This window comes from Richelia intracellularis HH01 (assembly GCF_000350105.1).
Classification (GTDB): domain Bacteria; phylum Cyanobacteriota; class Cyanobacteriia; order Cyanobacteriales; family Nostocaceae; genus Richelia; species Richelia intracellularis.
Genome location: NZ_CAIY01000077.1, coordinates 1 through 17,491 on the forward strand (window position 1 = coordinate 1; position 17,491 = coordinate 17,491).

The window sequence follows — 17,491 nt, forward strand, 5'->3', positions numbered from 1 at the left end:
TAGGTGCAAGTTCAGTTTCTTCTACCACTGGCACAGGGGTAGGTGCCTGAACTTGCACCTCATTATTAACAGCAACTAAAGTTGGTGAAACAGCTTCTACTTCTAGGGTATTAGCAGTGGCAGGTGCAGTGACAACTATAGGTTGTGCTTGCACCACTGGATTGGGAGCAACTAATGATGCTACATTCGTAGGAACATTAGGAGTCGCAGTAGCCACTATATTTTGGTTTACAGCACGTAGATTGAAGCCGCATTGGCCACAAAAAGCAGCATCTGTTTGCACAGTTGCTCCACAACTTGGACAATTAGTAGTGGATGGTAGTGATGTATAACACGCTTCACATTGGACAGCCCCATCAGGGTTAGGGTGATTGCAATTTGGACAGACGATCATGGAAATAAACCTTTATTCAAGATGATCGTAAACTATAGTATTGGTAAGCAGAGACGCATCTATAGCCTTAATTTCAACTACTACTACTTATTTGACACCTAGGATGTTAACTCTGAACCTGCTGCTTCATCTAGTAACCACCAAAGTTCTCCTTGAGGTTTAATTAAACGGGATGGATATTGGTAATTGTCTGCTTCTGGTGCGAAGACTTTAGCTAATGCTGATCTTTTATTTACACCCCCTACAATAAACATAACGCAGCGAGCTGCATTAATGAATGGGTAGGTAAAAGTTAGACGCATATTCCCATCTTTATGACCTACAGTAATTAAGCGATTATCTACACTCAATGCTTCCGTTTGGGGAAATAATGATGCTGTATGGGCATCATCACCCATCCCTAACAGTACTATATCCAAAGCAGGGAAATTCTCTGAGGTTGATCTGAAAAAATCTTGCAAATGCTGCTCATACTTTGCTGCTGCAATTCTTGGCTCAGAATCATTTGTTGGCATACTGTGGATATTTTCTTCAGGGATACCAACTTTACTTAACCACACATTACGTGCCATTAGTTGATTACTATCTGGGTGATGTGGTGGAACATAACGTTCATCTCCCCAAAACACATGAATTTTATCCCAAGGCAGCTGTTGTTGTGCTATGACCTCATATAGGGGCTTAGGAGTACTACCACCAGAGAGTGCAATAGTAAATAGGCCCCTCTGTTGAATAGCTGTTTTCATCCTAGATAGGATAAGTTGTAAAGCTCTTGCTATTAATGCATTTTTGTCGCTGAGAACTTCTATATTTTTACTCATTACCAAACCCATTATATTGCCAACTTCCAGCAATACAATAGCGAAATTCCAGAAATCTTTCTTTGTTCCCTTATAAAACTTTTAATATCTATAGGAAAACAAGGGTAGCATGAAACAAGCATGGATAGCCAGATAATGGTTTATGTGATTATATAAGTTACACACATATAGTATGGTTTTCAGATTTTGGTTTTGGGTATTTATAGTTTTTGTAGCAATTCTTGAGTCAATTGTGAAAATGCTTTTGAACCTGACGACTGGGGACTATTAATAACAACAGGTAAAAAGTTATCAACTGCTCTGGCTACATTAACATCTATGGGTATTTGTGTCTGAAAAATTCTTTCACGACCAAAATCCTGATTAACTCGTTGCATTACTTGTTTGTAGTATCTGCCCGTAAGTAAATTATTATTAGACATGGTAAATACTATGCCTAACATTTTTATACCAATTTCAGCTTCTTGCTCATGGCTTTCTTTCAACTGTCCAATACGTCTTTCTAATAACTGAATTCCAACTACAGATAACGGCTCTGGCTTAGCGGGAAGTATATAAAAGTGACTCGCAGCCAAGGCACTACGAGTTAGCAGGTTATACCCAGGAGCACAGTCTAAAAGAATAAAGTCATATTCTTGGCGAATTGGTTCTAATACTTTTCTTATCAAGACTCTTTCAAAACGATTCCAAATAGTTTCAAAATTATTTTCACTTAAGCTAATTGCTTGCTCGTGTAACATCTCCGAAACTAAAAATTCATCATACAAATCAATATCACCAGGTAATAAATCAAGACCTGGCAAATTACATACACCAGATTGAATTATTTCCCTGATAGTGTGTTTAGGTTTAGAATCTGGATTTATAATTTGGTCAAGCAAATATCTAAAAGTTTGTCGTTTCTTCCTACGTTTAGCAAAATCTAGAGGAGAGGTCAAACTTAGTGTTGCACTGATCTGAGTATCTAAATCCAACACTAAAACACGTTTACCATGATTTTTGACTAAACAAGTAGCAATATTAACAGTAAGAGTAGTTTTGCCAACCCCTCCTTTCATATTTACCGTTGCAACTACGTAGCCCATTAATTGACTCCTCATATGACATATTACTAATAAAGCATGACATAATTTAAGATTTGAGAAATAAGCAAATCTTAAATTATGTCATGCTTTGCCAAAAGCAGTCAGATTATACCAATAATAAGTTAACCTACCAGTAGTTGAGGAATATTTTTTTAGAAAAAGTGAATTAAAAAACTTTTTAATTCATCATCATTTTTTGCACTCTTTATAAGCAGTAATTTTCAGTTAACTTTTTTTAAACGTATTGCTATAAGAATAATTGTTCTTATCATATTTAATCATAAAATTGTATAATGAACCTGATATTTTACTCAAAAATTTTAACTATATAATGTGTTTAACAGTTATAGACAAGTCTATGTATCCATAAGTAATGTAGTGAACATTGGGCCAAAATTTTAATTATTTTAGTGATTGTTATATCGTAGAGCTGATCTCATGTTAAGGCTTCAATGAAGGCATGAGTTTCAACTATAAAATATTCCCCTTTATTTTGAAGATACTATAAGTGTATGGCAATCACTACTGGAATTAAGATTAAAAACCATAGATTATTTATGAGATTTGGGTTTGTAGCAATTTCTAATCAAAGTAAGGTATCAGCTTCAATAATCTCTCATGCCAACTATAACTGCTAGATAGTTAATACCATAATATTATTTCACTTATGAAAATTTTCTGAATAGTAAAGTCTTATTAGTAATCTAATGTTGTTTGAATCTATGAAATCAAACCAATTAATAAAGGTAAATAATACAAATTAAATTAATGAATACTCCGCATATCCTTATATATGTTTGTCCAAAGAAAAGATAAAATGAATTATTATTTACAAACTTAAAATAATGTCTGGTTTCAAAATTTTGACTAAATATATTACTAACAAAATATATTAAGCTTCTTAGTTACTCCTAAAATATACTCTAAATATTAGTGATATTTACAAGATTATTTAGAGTATATATTGATGCTAATAGTTTAGATAAAAAACCTTATTATCTAGTAGTTATCAAAATGAAAGTTGATCACTTTTCTAGTTTAATAGATATATCTTCAAATTAAACAATAATCATATATATCTGCTCTTTATAATTATAAATATTCTTACTTGACAGAATTTTCTCACTATACCGATCAAAGTAATAATTAATTTACTATGTATAAAATATTTTTTAATAATTAGATTTAGATATTACTGCTCAATAATTTCTATACCTATTTTGATAGCCATTGGTTTTGTATAATATAATTATTTATTTCCTATATGTAAAATCTTGATATTACATATAGGAAATAGCTCTCTTTAATTTATAAATGATCTTCTTGACTTTGCTTTATGCTTGGGTTTAGCAGTAAATTTAATCATCATTTCTACCGTTTACTTTATTAAAATGATCGCCTATTTTTTTATATAGAGTTTATTCTTTAATTGCAGAATAATAAACTAACAAATATATCAATGTGGTAGTTTAAAAAAAATGTTGTTATATTAACTATAAAGCCTCCTGTTCATGTAATATATTCAGACATACTTTTGATACTTATTCCATACCCTAAAGCAACAAAATAGTGAGAGTTCCACTTGTCTTATTACTTGTTTTACTATTTGTTAATCCAGTTATACATGCTAAAAAAGCTATAACCGCAAGGGATAAAACAATTGATTTGAAAATTTCTAATACTAGCTCCACACATAAATATAATCGTCAGATTAGTACATTAGTAAATGACTTGGAAAATCTAGATAGATGCCTTACTATCATTATCTTTTTTATATCAAAGTTACTGGCTGTTATTTTTACCATTGTGGTTCTCCGCCGTGTTATGTTACTAATTTTAAATCGCCCACCTCAACTTGTGATTGATAATTTTAGTAATGCAACTGGTGCAACTAGTCTTGATGATGTGCTACATGGTTTAAGTCAATTAGCAAGACAGAGACTAATTAAAGAAATAAAAGATGTTCACCAAGGTATTAAACACCATATTATTGATATTGGCCTGGATATTTTACATTCTGTAGATAAATTACCATTACCTCAAACTACCCCAGACAAACGGATAACAAATTTGATAAATTCTCTACAAAAATTTACACCAGATAATATAGATCAGGCAGTACAGTTGCTTAATATTATGTTTCCCCCACAAGGAACGAAAGTTAGTAGTATTCTCCAAAGTCAAGGGGATGAGCATCATATATTAGGTATTACATTTGAAATTAGCGATATACAGGGAAATATAGCCTCTAAGCTATATACTGTGTGGGAGGATGAAAAATGTCAGTCATCTTATCAGGGTTTGAAAGATAGATATCGGGAGTTATTAAAACCAGCAATTAGATGGCTTGCAATTGAATTATCCCGTAGGGAAATAATAGCTGGTGGTTCTCAATTTAATTCTTCTAGTCAACGTCAGGCTTACCAAGCAAAAGTGTATAATTTCTTTGGTGTATTTAGCCAAAATAGTGGACAAAGCCATGGTGGACTTTTCTATAAATTAGCCATTGAAGATTTACAAGATGCAATCTTAGTTGACCCCAATTGGTACCAACCTTATGAAAATCTGGCTGAAACATACGCTTTAATAGCTGGACAGGAAAAAGGGGAGGAAAGTGTGTATTTATACAACCAGGCAGTTACCAACTATAATTTGGCAATTGCGCTGTTTGCTAATAGAGATGTTGGAGTTACTGGGAGATAAGAGAAATCAGAACACCTGTGACCGTATGGAGTCAATCCTAAATATTATGAACTTACTAGAACAAGAGTTATTTATAGGGATAGTAAATAAATAACTCTTATAAGTAGCAATTAGCAATATTATGTTTCAGAGAAAGCAATGTTTTTGGGCAATGAGTACTTCTTATTATTCACTGCAATACTTTCATATACATATGGGGAGATTGCTTGTATGACTTATCTATAAAGGAGATAACAAGATATATGAGGTCTTTTAGACTAAAAAGTGAGAGAGTAAGTGTGAAGCTTACAACGTAGAGAAGTATTCTAGAATGAAAAACTTTCTCTTAATTGGCATTGTTGTAATAACAGGCATTTTTTCCAGATAACATTACAAAAAATTCTGTGAGAATAGCATTACTTTAACAAGTATAGTTTTTTTATCTTTGTTTAAGATATTCTTTTTTAGAAGTGTTACTAGCTCTATTAACAAATTTCAACGGTGATTAATAATAAGTGTTTTAATTATCTGAATATAGATTCTATTAGGCTTCTTAGATCTTTATGAGACATGAGAAATAAATTTAACCTTAAATATTACATATGCTTTATTAATTTTTATATCTGAGTTTGGAACCCTAATTACTTTTAATTCAGTTCCTTTGAATACCAAAATATAGTCTAATCTACAATAACTTTCATCTGTAAAGTAAAATAAAAATGCTAATTTGGTTATAAATTGTGAATATTTATAAGTATTACAAACCGATTTGCTCACAGAATTATAGGAGTTTTCCAAAATTGCCAAATGAGTTAGGTAGTATAACTATTTGTATATTTAATAATATGATTCTATAAGCTCAATCACATTATGACTACTAATATTTATTGATGACTAATACTTCCATACTTGAGTACACAAAAACTTAAGGGTTTCTAGAACTATTCTGATTTTAATACAAACTAATTTATAAAAGTTTGAAAGTAAAATTTTTTATGAGTAGCAATAAAAAAAGACAAGCCATATTTAAAATAAATCCAAAATATCATTGGAGTAAAAATTCCTTTATAAACAGAGATTAATTATTTTAAGGCAATTCATCAAAGACTGCTAAAAATAATCCTACAAAATTATTGCCCTCAAATTATGCAAAGATGATATCAAAAAATAAATTCTCTGACCTGGGAATTATTTACCGAACTTATGCTTAAAGACTTTCCAGCCCGACAATCCCGCAACCAGTTATCAACAGCCTGCCCAATATGGCCCCCACTGCTTTCTCTGAGAGGTGTAGACTGTTTTTTTGTTTGAGAAGAACTTATTTGGGAAAACATCATTACTCTATGCCAGCCACTGTCTGCTTTCGTCAAAAATAGCCAGTGAAATTCCTGCAATTTTACTGCTTTACTACCTATATACTGGCGTTCTAAGGTGGTAAAAAAAACCTGTTCTACTCCTGGGAAAATTTTCTGTTCAGACCTGTTTGTACTACTCCTTCTTTGAAGAGGTAAGGGTCTGAATTCCGGTTTACCAGCCAAAAGTACATAGCTGAACACATCTTTTCTACGTGCTGAGCGACGGGAGCGCTGGCTGGCTCGGTTTGCATAATTAGACAAATCACGGAGTAAATTAGTTGTTAATGATTCTAAGGGCTGCTGAGAGCATTGATTTGGCTCGATAATATTGGTAGATAAAGATAATACAGGGGAAAATGTAGATATACAAAACCCAATGACAATTAAGCATATATGAAAACAGTTAGGCCGAAAAGTTAAAGGGATAATATATGGACTTTTTTCTTCCCAATTACCCATTCTTGGCAATCTATTATTCGGAGTGATTTTGGGGATATTCATGGTACGATTGATGATAATTCTTGACATACTTTTTGCCAAGCAACTTCGGGCTCTATTGCGGCGGTAATTGGTCTACCTATCACAAGGTAGTCAGCACCAGCTTGGATAGTTTGGAAAGGTGTCAATGTTCGCTTTTGATCACCCCTTGCTGCCCAGTTAGGACGAATACCAGGGCAAACTAGCAGGAAATCTTTGCCACAGATATCTCGCAATTGCGCTACTTCTTGAGGGGAGCATACAGCCCCATCTAATTCTGCTTGCTTTGCCATCAGCACCATATGGAGAGAGTATTCTGGTACTTCTAGAGGAATCTTTAACTCGAATGCCAATTGACTAGCAGAAATACTTGTAAGTAGGGAGACGGCAATCAGTTTTGGTGGTTGTACATTAGCTGTGGTTGCTCCCTCGTTAATTGAATCTTTTGCAGCCTTGAGAGCATCTTTTCCCACAGTACTATGAATTGTCAGTAAATCAATCCCATAACCTGCTGCTGTCCGGCATGCTCCAATCACTGTGTTAGGAATATCATGAAACTTCAAATCCAGAAAAATTTTCTTGTTGTGAGACTTGAGAATTTCCAAAATTACTGGTCCGCAACTGACAAACAGTTCTAACCCAACTTTCCAGAATGTGACTGATGGTAATTGCTTGATAAGAGTAATAGCTCTTTCCTTATCTGGTACATCTAAGGCAACAATAATTTGATTTGCTTTACTCATTTATTTCAAGCCAGAGGCTAACAGTTGAAGGTTGAAAATTAATAAGTTCAATTATTTCATCTCTATTCTCCCAGAACAAGTCGCACAAACTTATTTTTTCCTAACTGCAAAACCCTTCCTTGTAATTCACTAGGCTGCTCAAAGGTAATGTCAATATCGGTAACTCGCTCACCATCTATTTTTACACCACCCTCCTTGATTTTGCGCTTACCCTCACTACTACTCTTGCACAAATTACTCAAATTCAAGATATGAAATAATTTAGCAGGAAACCCCACACCAATTAAGGAAAATTCTGGTAAGTCGCCCTTTTGTCCCCCAGACTCAGCTGATTTTTGTGCTTCATCTGCTGCTTCGACCCCATGATATTGACGAATTATTTCCCATCCTAATAGCTTTTGGCAATCGCGGGGATTTTCAGGTAACTCGTCTAAGGGTAAATCAGTTAACAATTCAAAATAATTTCCTAAAAGGCTATCATGGACTGCCTGTAATTTTTGGTACTTCTGCAATGGATGTTCTAATAGGCCCACATAATTATTGAGAGACTTAGACATCTTTTGTACCCCATCCGTACCAAGTAGAATTGGTAGTAATAGTCCAAACTGAGGTTTTTTCCCAAAAAATCGTTGCAAATCTCGTCCTACAGCAATATTAAATTTTTGATCTGTACCACCCAACTCTACATCTGCATCAACTGCCACAGAATCATACCCCTGCATTAAAGGATAAAGGAACTCATGAAGAAAAATCGGATTTTCTTTATGATAACGTTCTGCAAAACCCTCTTTTGCTAACATCTGACCTACTGTCATAGTAGATAGTAAATGTATGATTTCACTTAAATTTATTTTTGTAAGCCACTCTGAATTGTAGCGTAACTCCAACCTTCCAGGGGTATCAAAATCCAAAATTTGTTTTATCTGTTGCAAATAAGTTTTAGCATTTTCTGCTACTTGCTCCGAAGATAAATGACGTCGAGTATCAGACTTCCCAGAAGGATCGCCAATCTGAGCCGTAAAATCGCCAATAATCAGCACTGCGATATGCCCCGCATCTTGAAATGCTCTCAATTTTCTTACCGGTATGCTATGGCCAAGGTGAATATCTGCCCCCGTAGGATCAATTCCTAACTTTATTCTCAAAGGGCGATCACTCATTTCCAATGTTTTTTCCAGGCTGGTAACTTCTCCTTTTGAAAAACTCGAGGTATTACTTTCAGAACAGCTAGGTTGTGGGAAAATTTCAACGGTTCCGCGGCAAAGCCAGGAAAAATTTTGTTCCATAATTAAAATATTGACTATTAACTATACTTCTTAAAAGATACGTAGAATTCAATTTAATGACTAACAACTCATCTACTCGAAATAAATATTATTGCAAATAATAAACTATTAAAGAATTTGGGGTTATTAATTTATTTAGTAAGGAAATAATAGCATCGTGTCATCTAGTACTTTTGCCAAAAAACAAAGTAAAACCCAAGCCTCATTGGGATTTGAATTTTTAAAGGGAGTTGGTCAAGTAGCTGGTGGGACTCTACTATCAATTACTATGCTTACCAGTTCTATTTGCGCTGGGGGCTTAGTAGGTTTAGCAATAAGTTTCCGTAATCTGCCAGACGTCAGACAACTCAGAAATTATTTTCCATCTGAAACATCATATATCTATGATATCAAAGGGCGACTTCTAGCTAGTCTTCATGGAGAGGCTAACCGAGAGGTCGTAACCTTAGACAAAATTTCACCATCACTTAAACGAGCTGTATTGGCCAGTGAAGATAGTTATTTTTATTACCACCATGGGATTAATCCCAGAGGGGTAGGAAGAGCAATTGTAACCAACTGGAATTCTGGTGGTGTGCGCGAAGGTGCTTCCACAGTGACTATGCAATTGGTAAAAAACCTATTCCTCTCCCACAAGCGAGCCTTTACCAGAAAAATAGCAGAAGCAGTATTGGCAATTCGCCTAGAACAAATACTTTCTAAAGATGACATCCTAGAAATGTATCTCAATCAAGTGTACTGGGGTCATAACAATTATGGAGTCCAAACAGCTGCCAGGAGCTATTTTAACAAGTCGGCTTGGTTTTTAACTCTTGGAGAATCAGCAATGATGGCAGGTTTAATACAAGCTCCTGAGCAGTTCAGCCCTTTTGTCAATATGAAAACAGCTAAGAAAAAACAAAAAGAAGTGTTAGGGAGGATGCTTTATCTAAATTGGATTACCAAAAAAGAATATGATAATGCCCTTAAGGAAAAAATTAAGCTTGGCAAAATTAAATCTTTCCAAGGTAGTGCTTTACCTTATATAACAAACGCTGTATCCCTAGAATTGGCGAATAAATTTGGGCGTGATGCTTTGCTCAAGGGTGGTATGAGAATACAAACCACTATTGACACGAAATTTCAGGAGATGGCTGAGAATGTTGTTTCGCAGTGGCATTATAATCTTTTGGGAAAAGGATTGTATAAAAATCAGATTGCCTTAGTCGCTGTGGATCCTCGAACCCATTTTGTCAAAGCCTTGGTCGGTGGGGTGAACTCCAGAGCTAGCGAGTTTAATCGAGCAACTCAAGCTTTAAGACAGCCAGGCTCTTCTTTTAAGCCATTTGTTTACTATACTGCTTTTGCCACAGGCAAATATAGTCCAAACTCCAAAGTTTTTGATACTCCAGTGCGTTACCGAGATGGGAATAGTTGGTATTATCCAAGAAACTATGATGGTAGTTTTGTAGGAGCAATGACTGTTCGTACTGCTTTATCGTTATCTCGGAATATTCCTGTGATCAAACTTGGCAAAGCAGTGGGTATGAACAAAGTTGTAGAAGTTTGTAGGACCTTAGGGATTATGAGTCCTATGCAGCCAGTAACATCCTTACCCTTGGGAGCAATTGAGGTTACCCCATTAGAAATGGCAGGTGCCTATGCCACCTTGGCTAATTATGGTTGGCAGTCCCCAACCACTCTAATTGTTAGAATTACAGATAGTAGTGGTAATCTGGTTCTAGATAATACCCCCAAACCCCGTTTAGTACTTGAACCATGGGCTGCTGCTTCCACTATTGATATTATGAAGTCAGTAATTGATGATGGAACGGGGAAAAATGCAGCCATTGGCCGTCCTGCAGCAGGTAAAACCGGAACAACATCTTCTGAAAAAGATATTTGGTTTGTGGGAACAACTCCAGAATTGACAACTGCCGTTTGGGTAGGAAGAGACGATAATAGGACTCTCGGAAAAGGTGCTACTGGTGGTAGCATGGTTGCACCTATTTGGCGCAGTTTTATGATCCAGGCCCTAAAAGGGTTACCTGCAAGTAATTTCAAAGACTCATCTGAGTTTGTTCGTCCTAAAAACTAATCTTCATATATATTTTACCCATCGGTAATTATGTGGAATTGGTTTTAAAAATATATGTCTAAGTATTATTACTTAATTCTGACTTCATTCGCTGCAGGGTAAGATTCATTTGGTCGAACATTTGTTGTGGAGTCACACCAAATTGATTTAACTGAGTCTTTAACTGTTCCATAGTCATTTGTGCCATGAAGTCTTCGGAAAGTTCAAAACGTTTCATGAAAATACTGTAGCGATCCATCATCGCCTCCATTTGCTCAATGAATAGTTTTTTACCCTCAAGATCAAAGTTACCATAGTTATTACCCAGCTTAATTAAGGCTTGATAATCCTCAAAGAGTTGTTTAGCTTCCTGCTGAACTATATCAGAGTCAAAAAATCCCATGGTGATGTATTTTATTTAAGTTCTTGATTATATTTTGAAATTTTCTCTAAATCTAGTGTGAATAGACACAATTAAAAAGGGATTAAAGCTTATTTTAAATGCTTTTGAGTTTTTTGATAATGAGTTTTTCTTCTTGTAAGTCCGCAACTAGTAGTTATTTTATTTAATCTGGTATAGAAAATTAACATATAAAATTCGTGTTCCCGAGTATATATATATTTCGAAATAGACCTCGACACCCGAAACATATTTTTGTTTTATACCAACAATCTTGAAAAATTATTTTGACCATATTCATAACCCCACTAAGTATAAACACTTTACCTATACTTGAAGTTAGTCAAATATAGTTTACGTAATTCCTCCTGCCAGAATGGGAGTTTGTTATGGGTGATACTTGATTTATAAAAATCTGGGGCATTTTGATGATTACTTAACGCTTACTGCCACCTAAATTATAGGAATTTTTTTTGATAGCATCATACAATAAGTCTTGCAGACTAAATAGGTTTCTATTATTTTAACTTAAACCTTCATTGGTTCTCCAGATGCTCCCTATAGTGATAAATTGCATTTACATGTAATTGAAGAAAGTAAAGCAATTAGAATAGAGAATGAGTATATGTGTTTTTTTAACTTAACTAAAAAACTACATATATTTGATTCAAAATACCATTATAAATAGTTTACAAAGATGAAATTTGTTGAGTTTATCTAACAATTCTCACTTTCTAGATTGATAACAAGATTAAACTATTCTAAAGTGCAGCACTTGGAGTATTAGAGATTTTCCTAATACTCCTTACAACTCTAGCTAGGTAGTTATGTAATATTTAAAATCTAAAAATTGCTATGTATAAAGGCTTATTTGTAGGTTTGGTTACCTTAGACTTGATCTACCTATCTGAATCATCCTTGCAAAATAACAAGAAAATCACTGCCACAAATTATATTGCTGTCGCAGGTGGCCCTAGCACTAATGCAGGGGTAACATTTAGCCATCTTGGTAATATTGCTACAGTCACTGGGGCAATTGGCTCTCATCCCATTACACAATTGATAAAAAGCGATTTAAATGATGTAAAAGTAAAAATTTTTGACTTAAAGCCCATTAACGACAACCCTCCTCCTATATCTTCTATTATTGTCTCCCAAGAAACAGGAGAAAGAGCAGTAATTTCCATCAATGCTCTTGGAATAGAGGCTAGCAGCAATTATTTACCAAAGAATATTTTGAATGATGTGAGTCTTGTCCTAATTGATGGGCATCAAATGGAAGTAAGTCAGAAAATTGCAATTGAAGCGAAAAATCAAAATATAACAGTTGTAATTGATGGAGGTAGTTGGAAATCAGGTTTTGAGAAGATCTTACCATATGTAGACTATGCTATTTGTTCGAGTGACTTTTTCCCACCAAACTGCCATATGGAGAAAGATATTTTTAATTATTTGCGAAGCTTTAATATTCCTCATATTGCCATTACTCATGGGGAACAACCAATTACTTACAGTGCTGATGAAATTATTAATTATATTAGTGTTCCTAAAGTCATAACAGTAGATACATTAGGTGCAGGAGATATCTTTCATGGTGCTTTTTGTCACTATTTACTTATTTCTGGATTCAACTTCCCAGAAGCCTTAACTGCTGCTGCGAATATTGCTAGTTCCTCCTGTAGTTCTTTTGGAACTCGCAATTGGATGAAAATATAATATTTAAAGCTGATGGTTACCACATTCTAGAATTGGTAACTGAATATATTATATTTTAGTCTTTGTATTTTATTTTTCTCAATTTTCATCACTTATATTTAGTTAGTTACCATTTTGTATTAAGTGGAAAATTGCTAAATATCTATATCACCCTCTTACTATTAAGAATAGCTAAACTGTAATGCTATATGTTGTAAGTACACCCATTGGTAATCTTGAAGATATGACCTTTCGAAGTGTACAAGTTCTACAAAATGTAGATCTAATTGCATCTGAAGATACTCGTAATACAAGTAAATTATTACGACACTTTCAAATTCATACTCCCCAAATCAGCTATCATGAGCACAATCGTAATAGTCGTATCCCTCAATTGATAGAAAAGTTACATGCAGGCCAGGCAATTGCTCTGGTCTCGGATGCAGGAACACCGGGGATTTCTGACCCTGGTCATGATTTGGTTACAGCTTGTATTTATGAGGGTATATCTATAACTCCAATTCCTGGTGCAAGTGCTTTAATTACCGCACTAAGTGCGGCTGGGTTACCAACAAACAAGTTTGTATTTGAAGGCTTTTTACCAGCAAAAACAACACAACGACGCCAGCAATTAGAGTTACTTGAAGTAGAAACCAGAACTATGGTGTTTTACGAGTCCCCCCATCGCCTAAAGAGCACTTTAAAAGACCTAGAAAATATTTTAGGTGGTGAACGTCATATTGTAATGGCAAGAGAATTAACTAAAATTTATGAAGAGTTCTGGCGTGGTACTATAACCGACGCAATTATTTACTACACGGATATTAAAAATAAACCTCAGGGTGAGTACACCTTATTAATATCAGGAAAACTACATAGTCAAACCCAGTTTTCTCTAAAGCAACTTAAGGCAGAATTAGCGTATATGATTAGCCAAGGTATTCCTAGATCTCAAGCTAGTAGAGAGTTAGCCCAAACTACCTCTCTACCCCGCCGCCAATTGTATAAACTAGCATTATCAATTGATCCTGCCGAATAACTTAATAGTTATGCTGGTCAACAATTCAGGTTTTTGCTTTCCGTTTATATAAATGCTAGGATTGTTGAATTCGTAGTGAATGATTATTATTTCCAATAAGGTGCTGTACTGTTTATAACATTAGCTCCATCTATAATATACTGTCTGATTAGCCATAATTATCGTTGACCTTACAGATGAATCTATTCAACTCCTCAAAATGGCAGAAAGCATGAAGGTGTTTATTCAAAGTAAAGGCGAGATTACAATGGTTTATATTAACGAAATAAGACGAAATAAACGAAGGAACAGGTAAGAATGACCCAAGTGGTTTTAGGAGAAAATGAAGGAATAGATTCAGCTTTGCGTCGCTTTAAGCGCCAGGTTTCTAAAGCTGGCATCTTGGCAGATGTCAAATATCACCGCCACTTTGAAACACCACTGGAAAAACGTAAGCGGAAAGCAGTAGCTGCAAGACGTAAGCGACGTTTTAAGTAATCAAATCTATCTCGATGGTAACCATGACACTGCTTGACTAATCAGGTTATATTTATTTCGACACCAAGTTTACAGGTATTAAAAATACTTTCCGGTGAGAAGAAAAACTGAGGGATTCAGCAATTACAACCACGATTGTTAATCTGAGAAAAATATGGTTGATGGGATAGATGAAAACTCTCCATCGACCATAATTTTTTTGTACCTGATGGAATTTTTTATGACTTCCTACTCGTAGCAAGACTGAAATCATTACTATTGCATTGATTTATAGCTTTTTCAACACCTTGTTTAAAGCATAATTCTACACATTCGACTACAAACTTTATAATTTCTGACATCACTTTCCTTTCATCCGTGGAAAATTTCCCTAAAACATAAGAGATAGAGTGATTTTCGTCTTTTCCTAGCATTTTTTTTGGCTTACCAATCCCAATACGTAGCCGGGGAAAGTTTTGTGTGTTCAGATGAGTAATGATACTTTTCATTCCATTATGTCCCCCAGCAGAGCCCGATAAACGCCACCGGGTTTTACCTAGAGGTAAATCCATATCATCATAGATAACTAATACAGACTCAGGAGGCAAGTTATACCAACTAGTTAAAGCCTGTATAGCTTGTCCGGAAAGATTCATATAAGTTGATGGTTTTAATAAGTGAACCTTTCTCCTTTCAACAGGCGTAAAACCCTCTCCATATTCTCCTTGAAACTTTCGGTTTTTCAACAAATGAGCTTGCCAGGAACTGGATAAGGCATCTAAGGCTGCAAACCCGATGTTATGACGAGTTTGGTTGTATTTTGTTTCTGGATTTCCCAATCCTACAATTAGTTGAGGCATTACTAAAGCTGTCTTTTTAACAGTCTCTGTCATTCGATTTTAAGTTATGGATTACTCTATAGCTTGGATATAAGTCTTATTTGATAAGACAGGCAATAATAAACTTATATGGTTAGTTACCCCACCTTTTGGATTTTAGGTGGGCAATCTAGCATGAACGAAAATTTATCCATAAATCCACATACTATACCTTAAGTATTTTCTTCTTTATTAGCTGCTTTGATTTTCTTGGTTTCTAATTCTGCAGTAGTAGTTACTGTATCTTTTAAATGTGCTGATTCTTTATGAAACTCATCTTGGAATTCCTTAGAAGCTTCTTGAAAACCCCTAATTGCCTTTCCCATACTACGTCCTATTTCTGGCAACTTCTTAGGACCGAAAATCAGCAGTGCGACACTCATAATTACTGCCATTTCTGGGAGTCCGATGCCAAATATATTCATGAGATTATATCTCCTATTAACTTCAATTATCCTGTCAGAACCTACATTTTCAGTGTAATCAAAAATCCCAACTTTTTCTTGGCAAGCAATTGAATGTTATTGAAGTTCTTAGCAAAATTAATCATTATTAATGTTTGACAATGGGTTAATGGATAATATAGTCCAATCACCAATTCACTAAAGTTAACAGAAATAAATAAAGGTTTCATCATTCTTTATTGATAGTAATTCTAAAATATCCCTCAAAATTCTCAATCTGACTATGGTAAGTTGTCTTCAATGGATCAGAATAATTTAATCAAGCAACAGCGTTTTCACGAGATACGTATAATTGAGTAATAGGTAAATTATGTGCATCTTTGCTCTTGAGTCAATTAACTACTTTTGAGCTTTATCATAGGGGATAATGATGATGATACCTGTTCACTCTCAATAACTAATACCAGAGCTTTCATACATATCTTTTCTCACTGTAAAAATTCCAGTTTTGCTTTTCTTTTAGTTGAGAGCCCCAGTAATTTTACTAATTATAACTCCTCAATTTTATCGGAATTCTCAAAATAATTTTTACACTATTTAATTTAAATTCTGTTATTTGTATCTATGATAACCAGTAATAACTTAAAAAGTTATTACTGGTTATCATAGGTTTTGTGGGTCAGCATGATAAATAAGAACCCGGACAAGCCGGGTGAATGATGTTTGTTTCTCAGGCAGCTTTTTAAATAAATTAGCGACCCAAACTATTCCAGTCTACTGGTATACCATCAATTACCAGAGACTTATTATAGACTTGCAGAATAATCAGTAGGAAAACAAAAAATAATAACATAAAAGTCCCCATCAGTGGGGTGGTACCCCATTCAGGAGCAACTTTGCCATACTCAGAGTTTAGGGGTTTGAGGATATTTCCTAGCCAAGTCTTTTGTGCCATACTTTACCTAATGAAGACTAATTACTAAATAATTTTGTAATCATATGTAATATTCTATAAGAATACTACTCATGGTTTCTCTTTTATTATGGAAAACATAGAACCTGCAATAGTTCTTAGCATTTCTGTTGTTATTGCTCTAATTGCAATTACCATCATGTCAATTTATACATCCTTTGGCCCACCTTCTAAGGAGTTAGGTGATCCTTTTGAAGATCATGAAGACTAGAAAAGGAAAAAATAGTAGAAAATCTAATTATTCTCGATTTATCATTCCTTAATTGAATTAAAAATAGGACGTTTTCCTTATCCAATTTAAGATTTTTTCAATCGAGTTAGAAGACGAACTGAATAAATTAACGTAATTACCCAATTTAAATCCTAAATAACTCTGTTATAAGCTCAATAGGGTTATTTCTTCTTAGTATTACTAAATAACAAATAATAAATTTCTACAGCTATTTTTCTGCTTATTTAAATTCTATGATAATAAAAATATCTACTGATTATAAATTTAGGAATTTACTTGTCATAGGTAAATTCTTTTTACTTTCCAACTTAAGAAAATTTCTGATTAAAACCCTATCTTATTAAAGCCTTATATAGTATATTTCTTTCATCAACTATGGCTTTTATAAATATTTTTTCTATATCCACGTGTAGGATATGGGTAATTTGTTTTCTTCCTTAGTATAGTCATATTCTTATATATTTTGGATTTATTAATGATTCTAATTTAATTTTATTGGAGAATCTATATACTTT

At 34.2% G+C, this 17,491-nt stretch carries 16 protein-coding genes; 6 read left to right on the forward strand and 10 right to left on the reverse strand.

Annotated elements, in window-relative coordinates; all coding sequences use genetic code 11:
* The 3 genes from RINTHH_RS08390 to RINTHH_RS08400 form a co-directional block, all read right to left on the reverse strand.
* A partial coding sequence (locus tag RINTHH_RS08390; RefSeq protein ID WP_044304926.1) for a zinc ribbon domain-containing protein occupies window positions 1-394 on the reverse strand: 394 nt, incomplete at its 3' end.
* Between the two features lie 98 nt (window positions 395-492).
* The gene (pgl, locus tag RINTHH_RS08395) at window positions 493-1,215 is read right to left on the reverse strand and encodes a 6-phosphogluconolactonase (protein ID WP_044304928.1); all 723 of its coding nucleotides are present in this window, start codon (window positions 1,213-1,215) and stop codon (window positions 493-495) included.
* 200 nt (window positions 1,216-1,415) lie between these two features.
* Window positions 1,416-2,300 carry a ParA family protein gene (locus tag RINTHH_RS08400; protein WP_008235352.1) on the reverse strand — a complete coding sequence of 295 codons (885 nt, stop codon included), beginning with the start codon at window positions 2,298-2,300 and terminating at the stop codon, window positions 1,416-1,418.
* A 1,569-nt stretch (window positions 2,301-3,869) separates the two neighbouring features.
* On the opposite strand from RINTHH_RS08400, the gene RINTHH_RS08405 reads away from it, so the two are divergent.
* Entirely contained in the window at window positions 3,870-5,003 is a 1,134-nt protein-coding gene (locus RINTHH_RS08405) for a tetratricopeptide repeat protein (protein ID WP_052312041.1), read from the forward strand.
* Window positions 5,004-6,142: 1,139 nt separating this feature from the next.
* Here the strand turns inward: RINTHH_RS08405 and RINTHH_RS08410 are convergent.
* The 3 genes from RINTHH_RS08410 to tyrS all read right to left on the reverse strand — a co-directional run bounded on the left by RINTHH_RS08410 (window position 6,143) and on the right by tyrS (window position 8,843).
* Window positions 6,143-6,865 carry a hypothetical protein gene (locus RINTHH_RS08410; RefSeq protein ID WP_008235378.1) on the reverse strand — a complete coding sequence of 241 codons (723 nt, stop codon included), beginning with the start codon at window positions 6,863-6,865 and terminating at the stop codon, window positions 6,143-6,145.
* Entirely contained in the window at window positions 6,835-7,557 is a 723-nt protein-coding gene (gene pyrF, locus RINTHH_RS08415; RefSeq protein WP_008235380.1) for an orotidine-5'-phosphate decarboxylase, read from the reverse strand. The genes RINTHH_RS08410 and pyrF overlap by 31 nt, the downstream gene beginning before the upstream one ends.
* A 62-nt stretch (window positions 7,558-7,619) precedes the next feature.
* A complete protein-coding gene (gene tyrS, locus RINTHH_RS08420; RefSeq protein WP_008235382.1) occupies window positions 7,620-8,843 on the reverse strand; it encodes a tyrosine--tRNA ligase in 1,224 nt (407 codons plus the stop codon).
* A 157-nt stretch (window positions 8,844-9,000) separates the two neighbouring features.
* Between tyrS and RINTHH_RS08425 the strand changes: the two genes are divergently transcribed.
* Complete coding sequence (locus tag RINTHH_RS08425) at window positions 9,001-10,920, forward strand: transglycosylase domain-containing protein (protein ID WP_008235384.1); 1,920 nt, start codon at window positions 9,001-9,003, stop codon at window positions 10,918-10,920.
* A 58-nt stretch (window positions 10,921-10,978) separates the two neighbouring features.
* On the opposite strand, the gene RINTHH_RS08430 is transcribed toward RINTHH_RS08425, so the two are convergent.
* Entirely contained in the window at window positions 10,979-11,302 is a 324-nt protein-coding gene (locus tag RINTHH_RS08430; protein ID WP_008235385.1) for a DUF1825 family protein, read from the reverse strand.
* A gap of 852 nt (window positions 11,303-12,154) precedes the next feature.
* Between RINTHH_RS08430 and RINTHH_RS08435 the strand changes: the two genes are divergently transcribed.
* The 3 genes from RINTHH_RS08435 (at window position 12,155) to rpsU (ending at window position 14,510) form a co-directional block, all read left to right on the forward strand.
* Window positions 12,155-13,015: a sugar kinase gene (locus RINTHH_RS08435; protein ID WP_008235387.1), complete on the forward strand. Its 861-nt coding sequence runs from the start codon at window positions 12,155-12,157 to the stop codon at window positions 13,013-13,015.
* 181 nt (window positions 13,016-13,196) lie between these two features.
* Entirely contained in the window at window positions 13,197-14,033 is an 837-nt protein-coding gene (rsmI, locus tag RINTHH_RS08440; protein ID WP_008235389.1) for a 16S rRNA (cytidine(1402)-2'-O)-methyltransferase, read from the forward strand.
* A 297-nt stretch (window positions 14,034-14,330) separates the two neighbouring features.
* Window positions 14,331-14,510 carry a 30S ribosomal protein S21 gene (gene rpsU / locus RINTHH_RS08445; protein ID WP_008226419.1) on the forward strand — a complete coding sequence of 60 codons (180 nt, stop codon included), beginning with the start codon at window positions 14,331-14,333 and terminating at the stop codon, window positions 14,508-14,510.
* A 218-nt stretch (window positions 14,511-14,728) separates the two neighbouring features.
* Here the strand turns inward: rpsU and pth are convergent, their stop codons facing one another.
* From pth to psbH, 3 genes are all read right to left on the reverse strand, one after another.
* The gene (gene pth, locus RINTHH_RS08450; RefSeq protein ID WP_044304927.1) at window positions 14,729-15,382 is read right to left on the reverse strand and encodes an aminoacyl-tRNA hydrolase; all 654 of its coding nucleotides are present in this window, start codon (window positions 15,380-15,382) and stop codon (window positions 14,729-14,731) included.
* Window positions 15,383-15,540: 158 nt separating this feature from the next.
* Window positions 15,541-15,792 (reverse strand): TatA/E family twin arginine-targeting protein translocase, encoded by a 252-nt coding sequence (locus tag RINTHH_RS08455; RefSeq protein ID WP_008235394.1) that lies wholly within the window; start codon window positions 15,790-15,792, stop codon window positions 15,541-15,543.
* A gap of 730 nt (window positions 15,793-16,522) precedes the next feature.
* Window positions 16,523-16,726, reverse strand: coding sequence for a photosystem II reaction center phosphoprotein PsbH (psbH, locus tag RINTHH_RS08460; RefSeq protein WP_008235398.1), 204 nt, complete (start codon window positions 16,724-16,726; stop codon window positions 16,523-16,525).
* Between the two features lie 97 nt (window positions 16,727-16,823).
* Here psbH and psbN point away from each other — a divergent pair, with 97 nt between their 5' ends.
* Window positions 16,824-16,955 (forward strand): photosystem II reaction center protein PsbN, encoded by a 132-nt coding sequence (gene psbN / locus RINTHH_RS08465; protein WP_044304931.1) that lies wholly within the window; start codon window positions 16,824-16,826, stop codon window positions 16,953-16,955.
* Window positions 16,956-17,491: the final 536 nt, after the last annotated feature.

What these genes read in the sequence shown, in the direction of transcription:
- RINTHH_RS08455 (WP_008235394.1), bottom strand. Translation starts at nt 15,792, where the DNA reads ATGAATATATTTGGCATCGGACTCCCAGAAATGGCAGTAATTATGAGT.
- RINTHH_RS08435 (WP_008235387.1), top strand. Translation starts at nt 12,155, where the DNA reads ATGTATAAAGGCTTATTTGTAGGTTTGGTTACCTTAGACTTGATCTAC.
- RINTHH_RS08430 (WP_008235385.1), bottom strand. Translation starts at nt 11,302, where the DNA reads ATGGGATTTTTTGACTCTGATATAGTTCAGCAGGAAGCTAAACAACTC.
- rpsU (WP_008226419.1), top strand. Translation starts at nt 14,331, where the DNA reads ATGACCCAAGTGGTTTTAGGAGAAAATGAAGGAATAGATTCAGCTTTG.
- tyrS (WP_008235382.1), bottom strand. Translation starts at nt 8,843, where the DNA reads ATGGAACAAAATTTTTCCTGGCTTTGCCGCGGAACCGTTGAAATTTTC.
- pth (WP_044304927.1), bottom strand. Translation starts at nt 15,382, where the DNA reads ATGACAGAGACTGTTAAAAAGACAGCTTTAGTAATGCCTCAACTAATT.
- rsmI (WP_008235389.1), top strand. Translation starts at nt 13,197, where the DNA reads ATGCTATATGTTGTAAGTACACCCATTGGTAATCTTGAAGATATGACC.
- RINTHH_RS08400 (WP_008235352.1), bottom strand. Translation starts at nt 2,300, where the DNA reads ATGGGCTACGTAGTTGCAACGGTAAATATGAAAGGAGGGGTTGGCAAA.
- psbH (WP_008235398.1), bottom strand. Translation starts at nt 16,726, where the DNA reads ATGGCACAAAAGACTTGGCTAGGAAATATCCTCAAACCCCTAAACTCT.
- pgl (WP_044304928.1), bottom strand. Translation starts at nt 1,215, where the DNA reads ATGAGTAAAAATATAGAAGTTCTCAGCGACAAAAATGCATTAATAGCA.
- pyrF (WP_008235380.1), bottom strand. Translation starts at nt 7,557, where the DNA reads ATGAGTAAAGCAAATCAAATTATTGTTGCCTTAGATGTACCAGATAAG.
- RINTHH_RS08410 (WP_008235378.1), bottom strand. Translation starts at nt 6,865, where the DNA reads ATGTCAAGAATTATCATCAATCGTACCATGAATATCCCCAAAATCACT.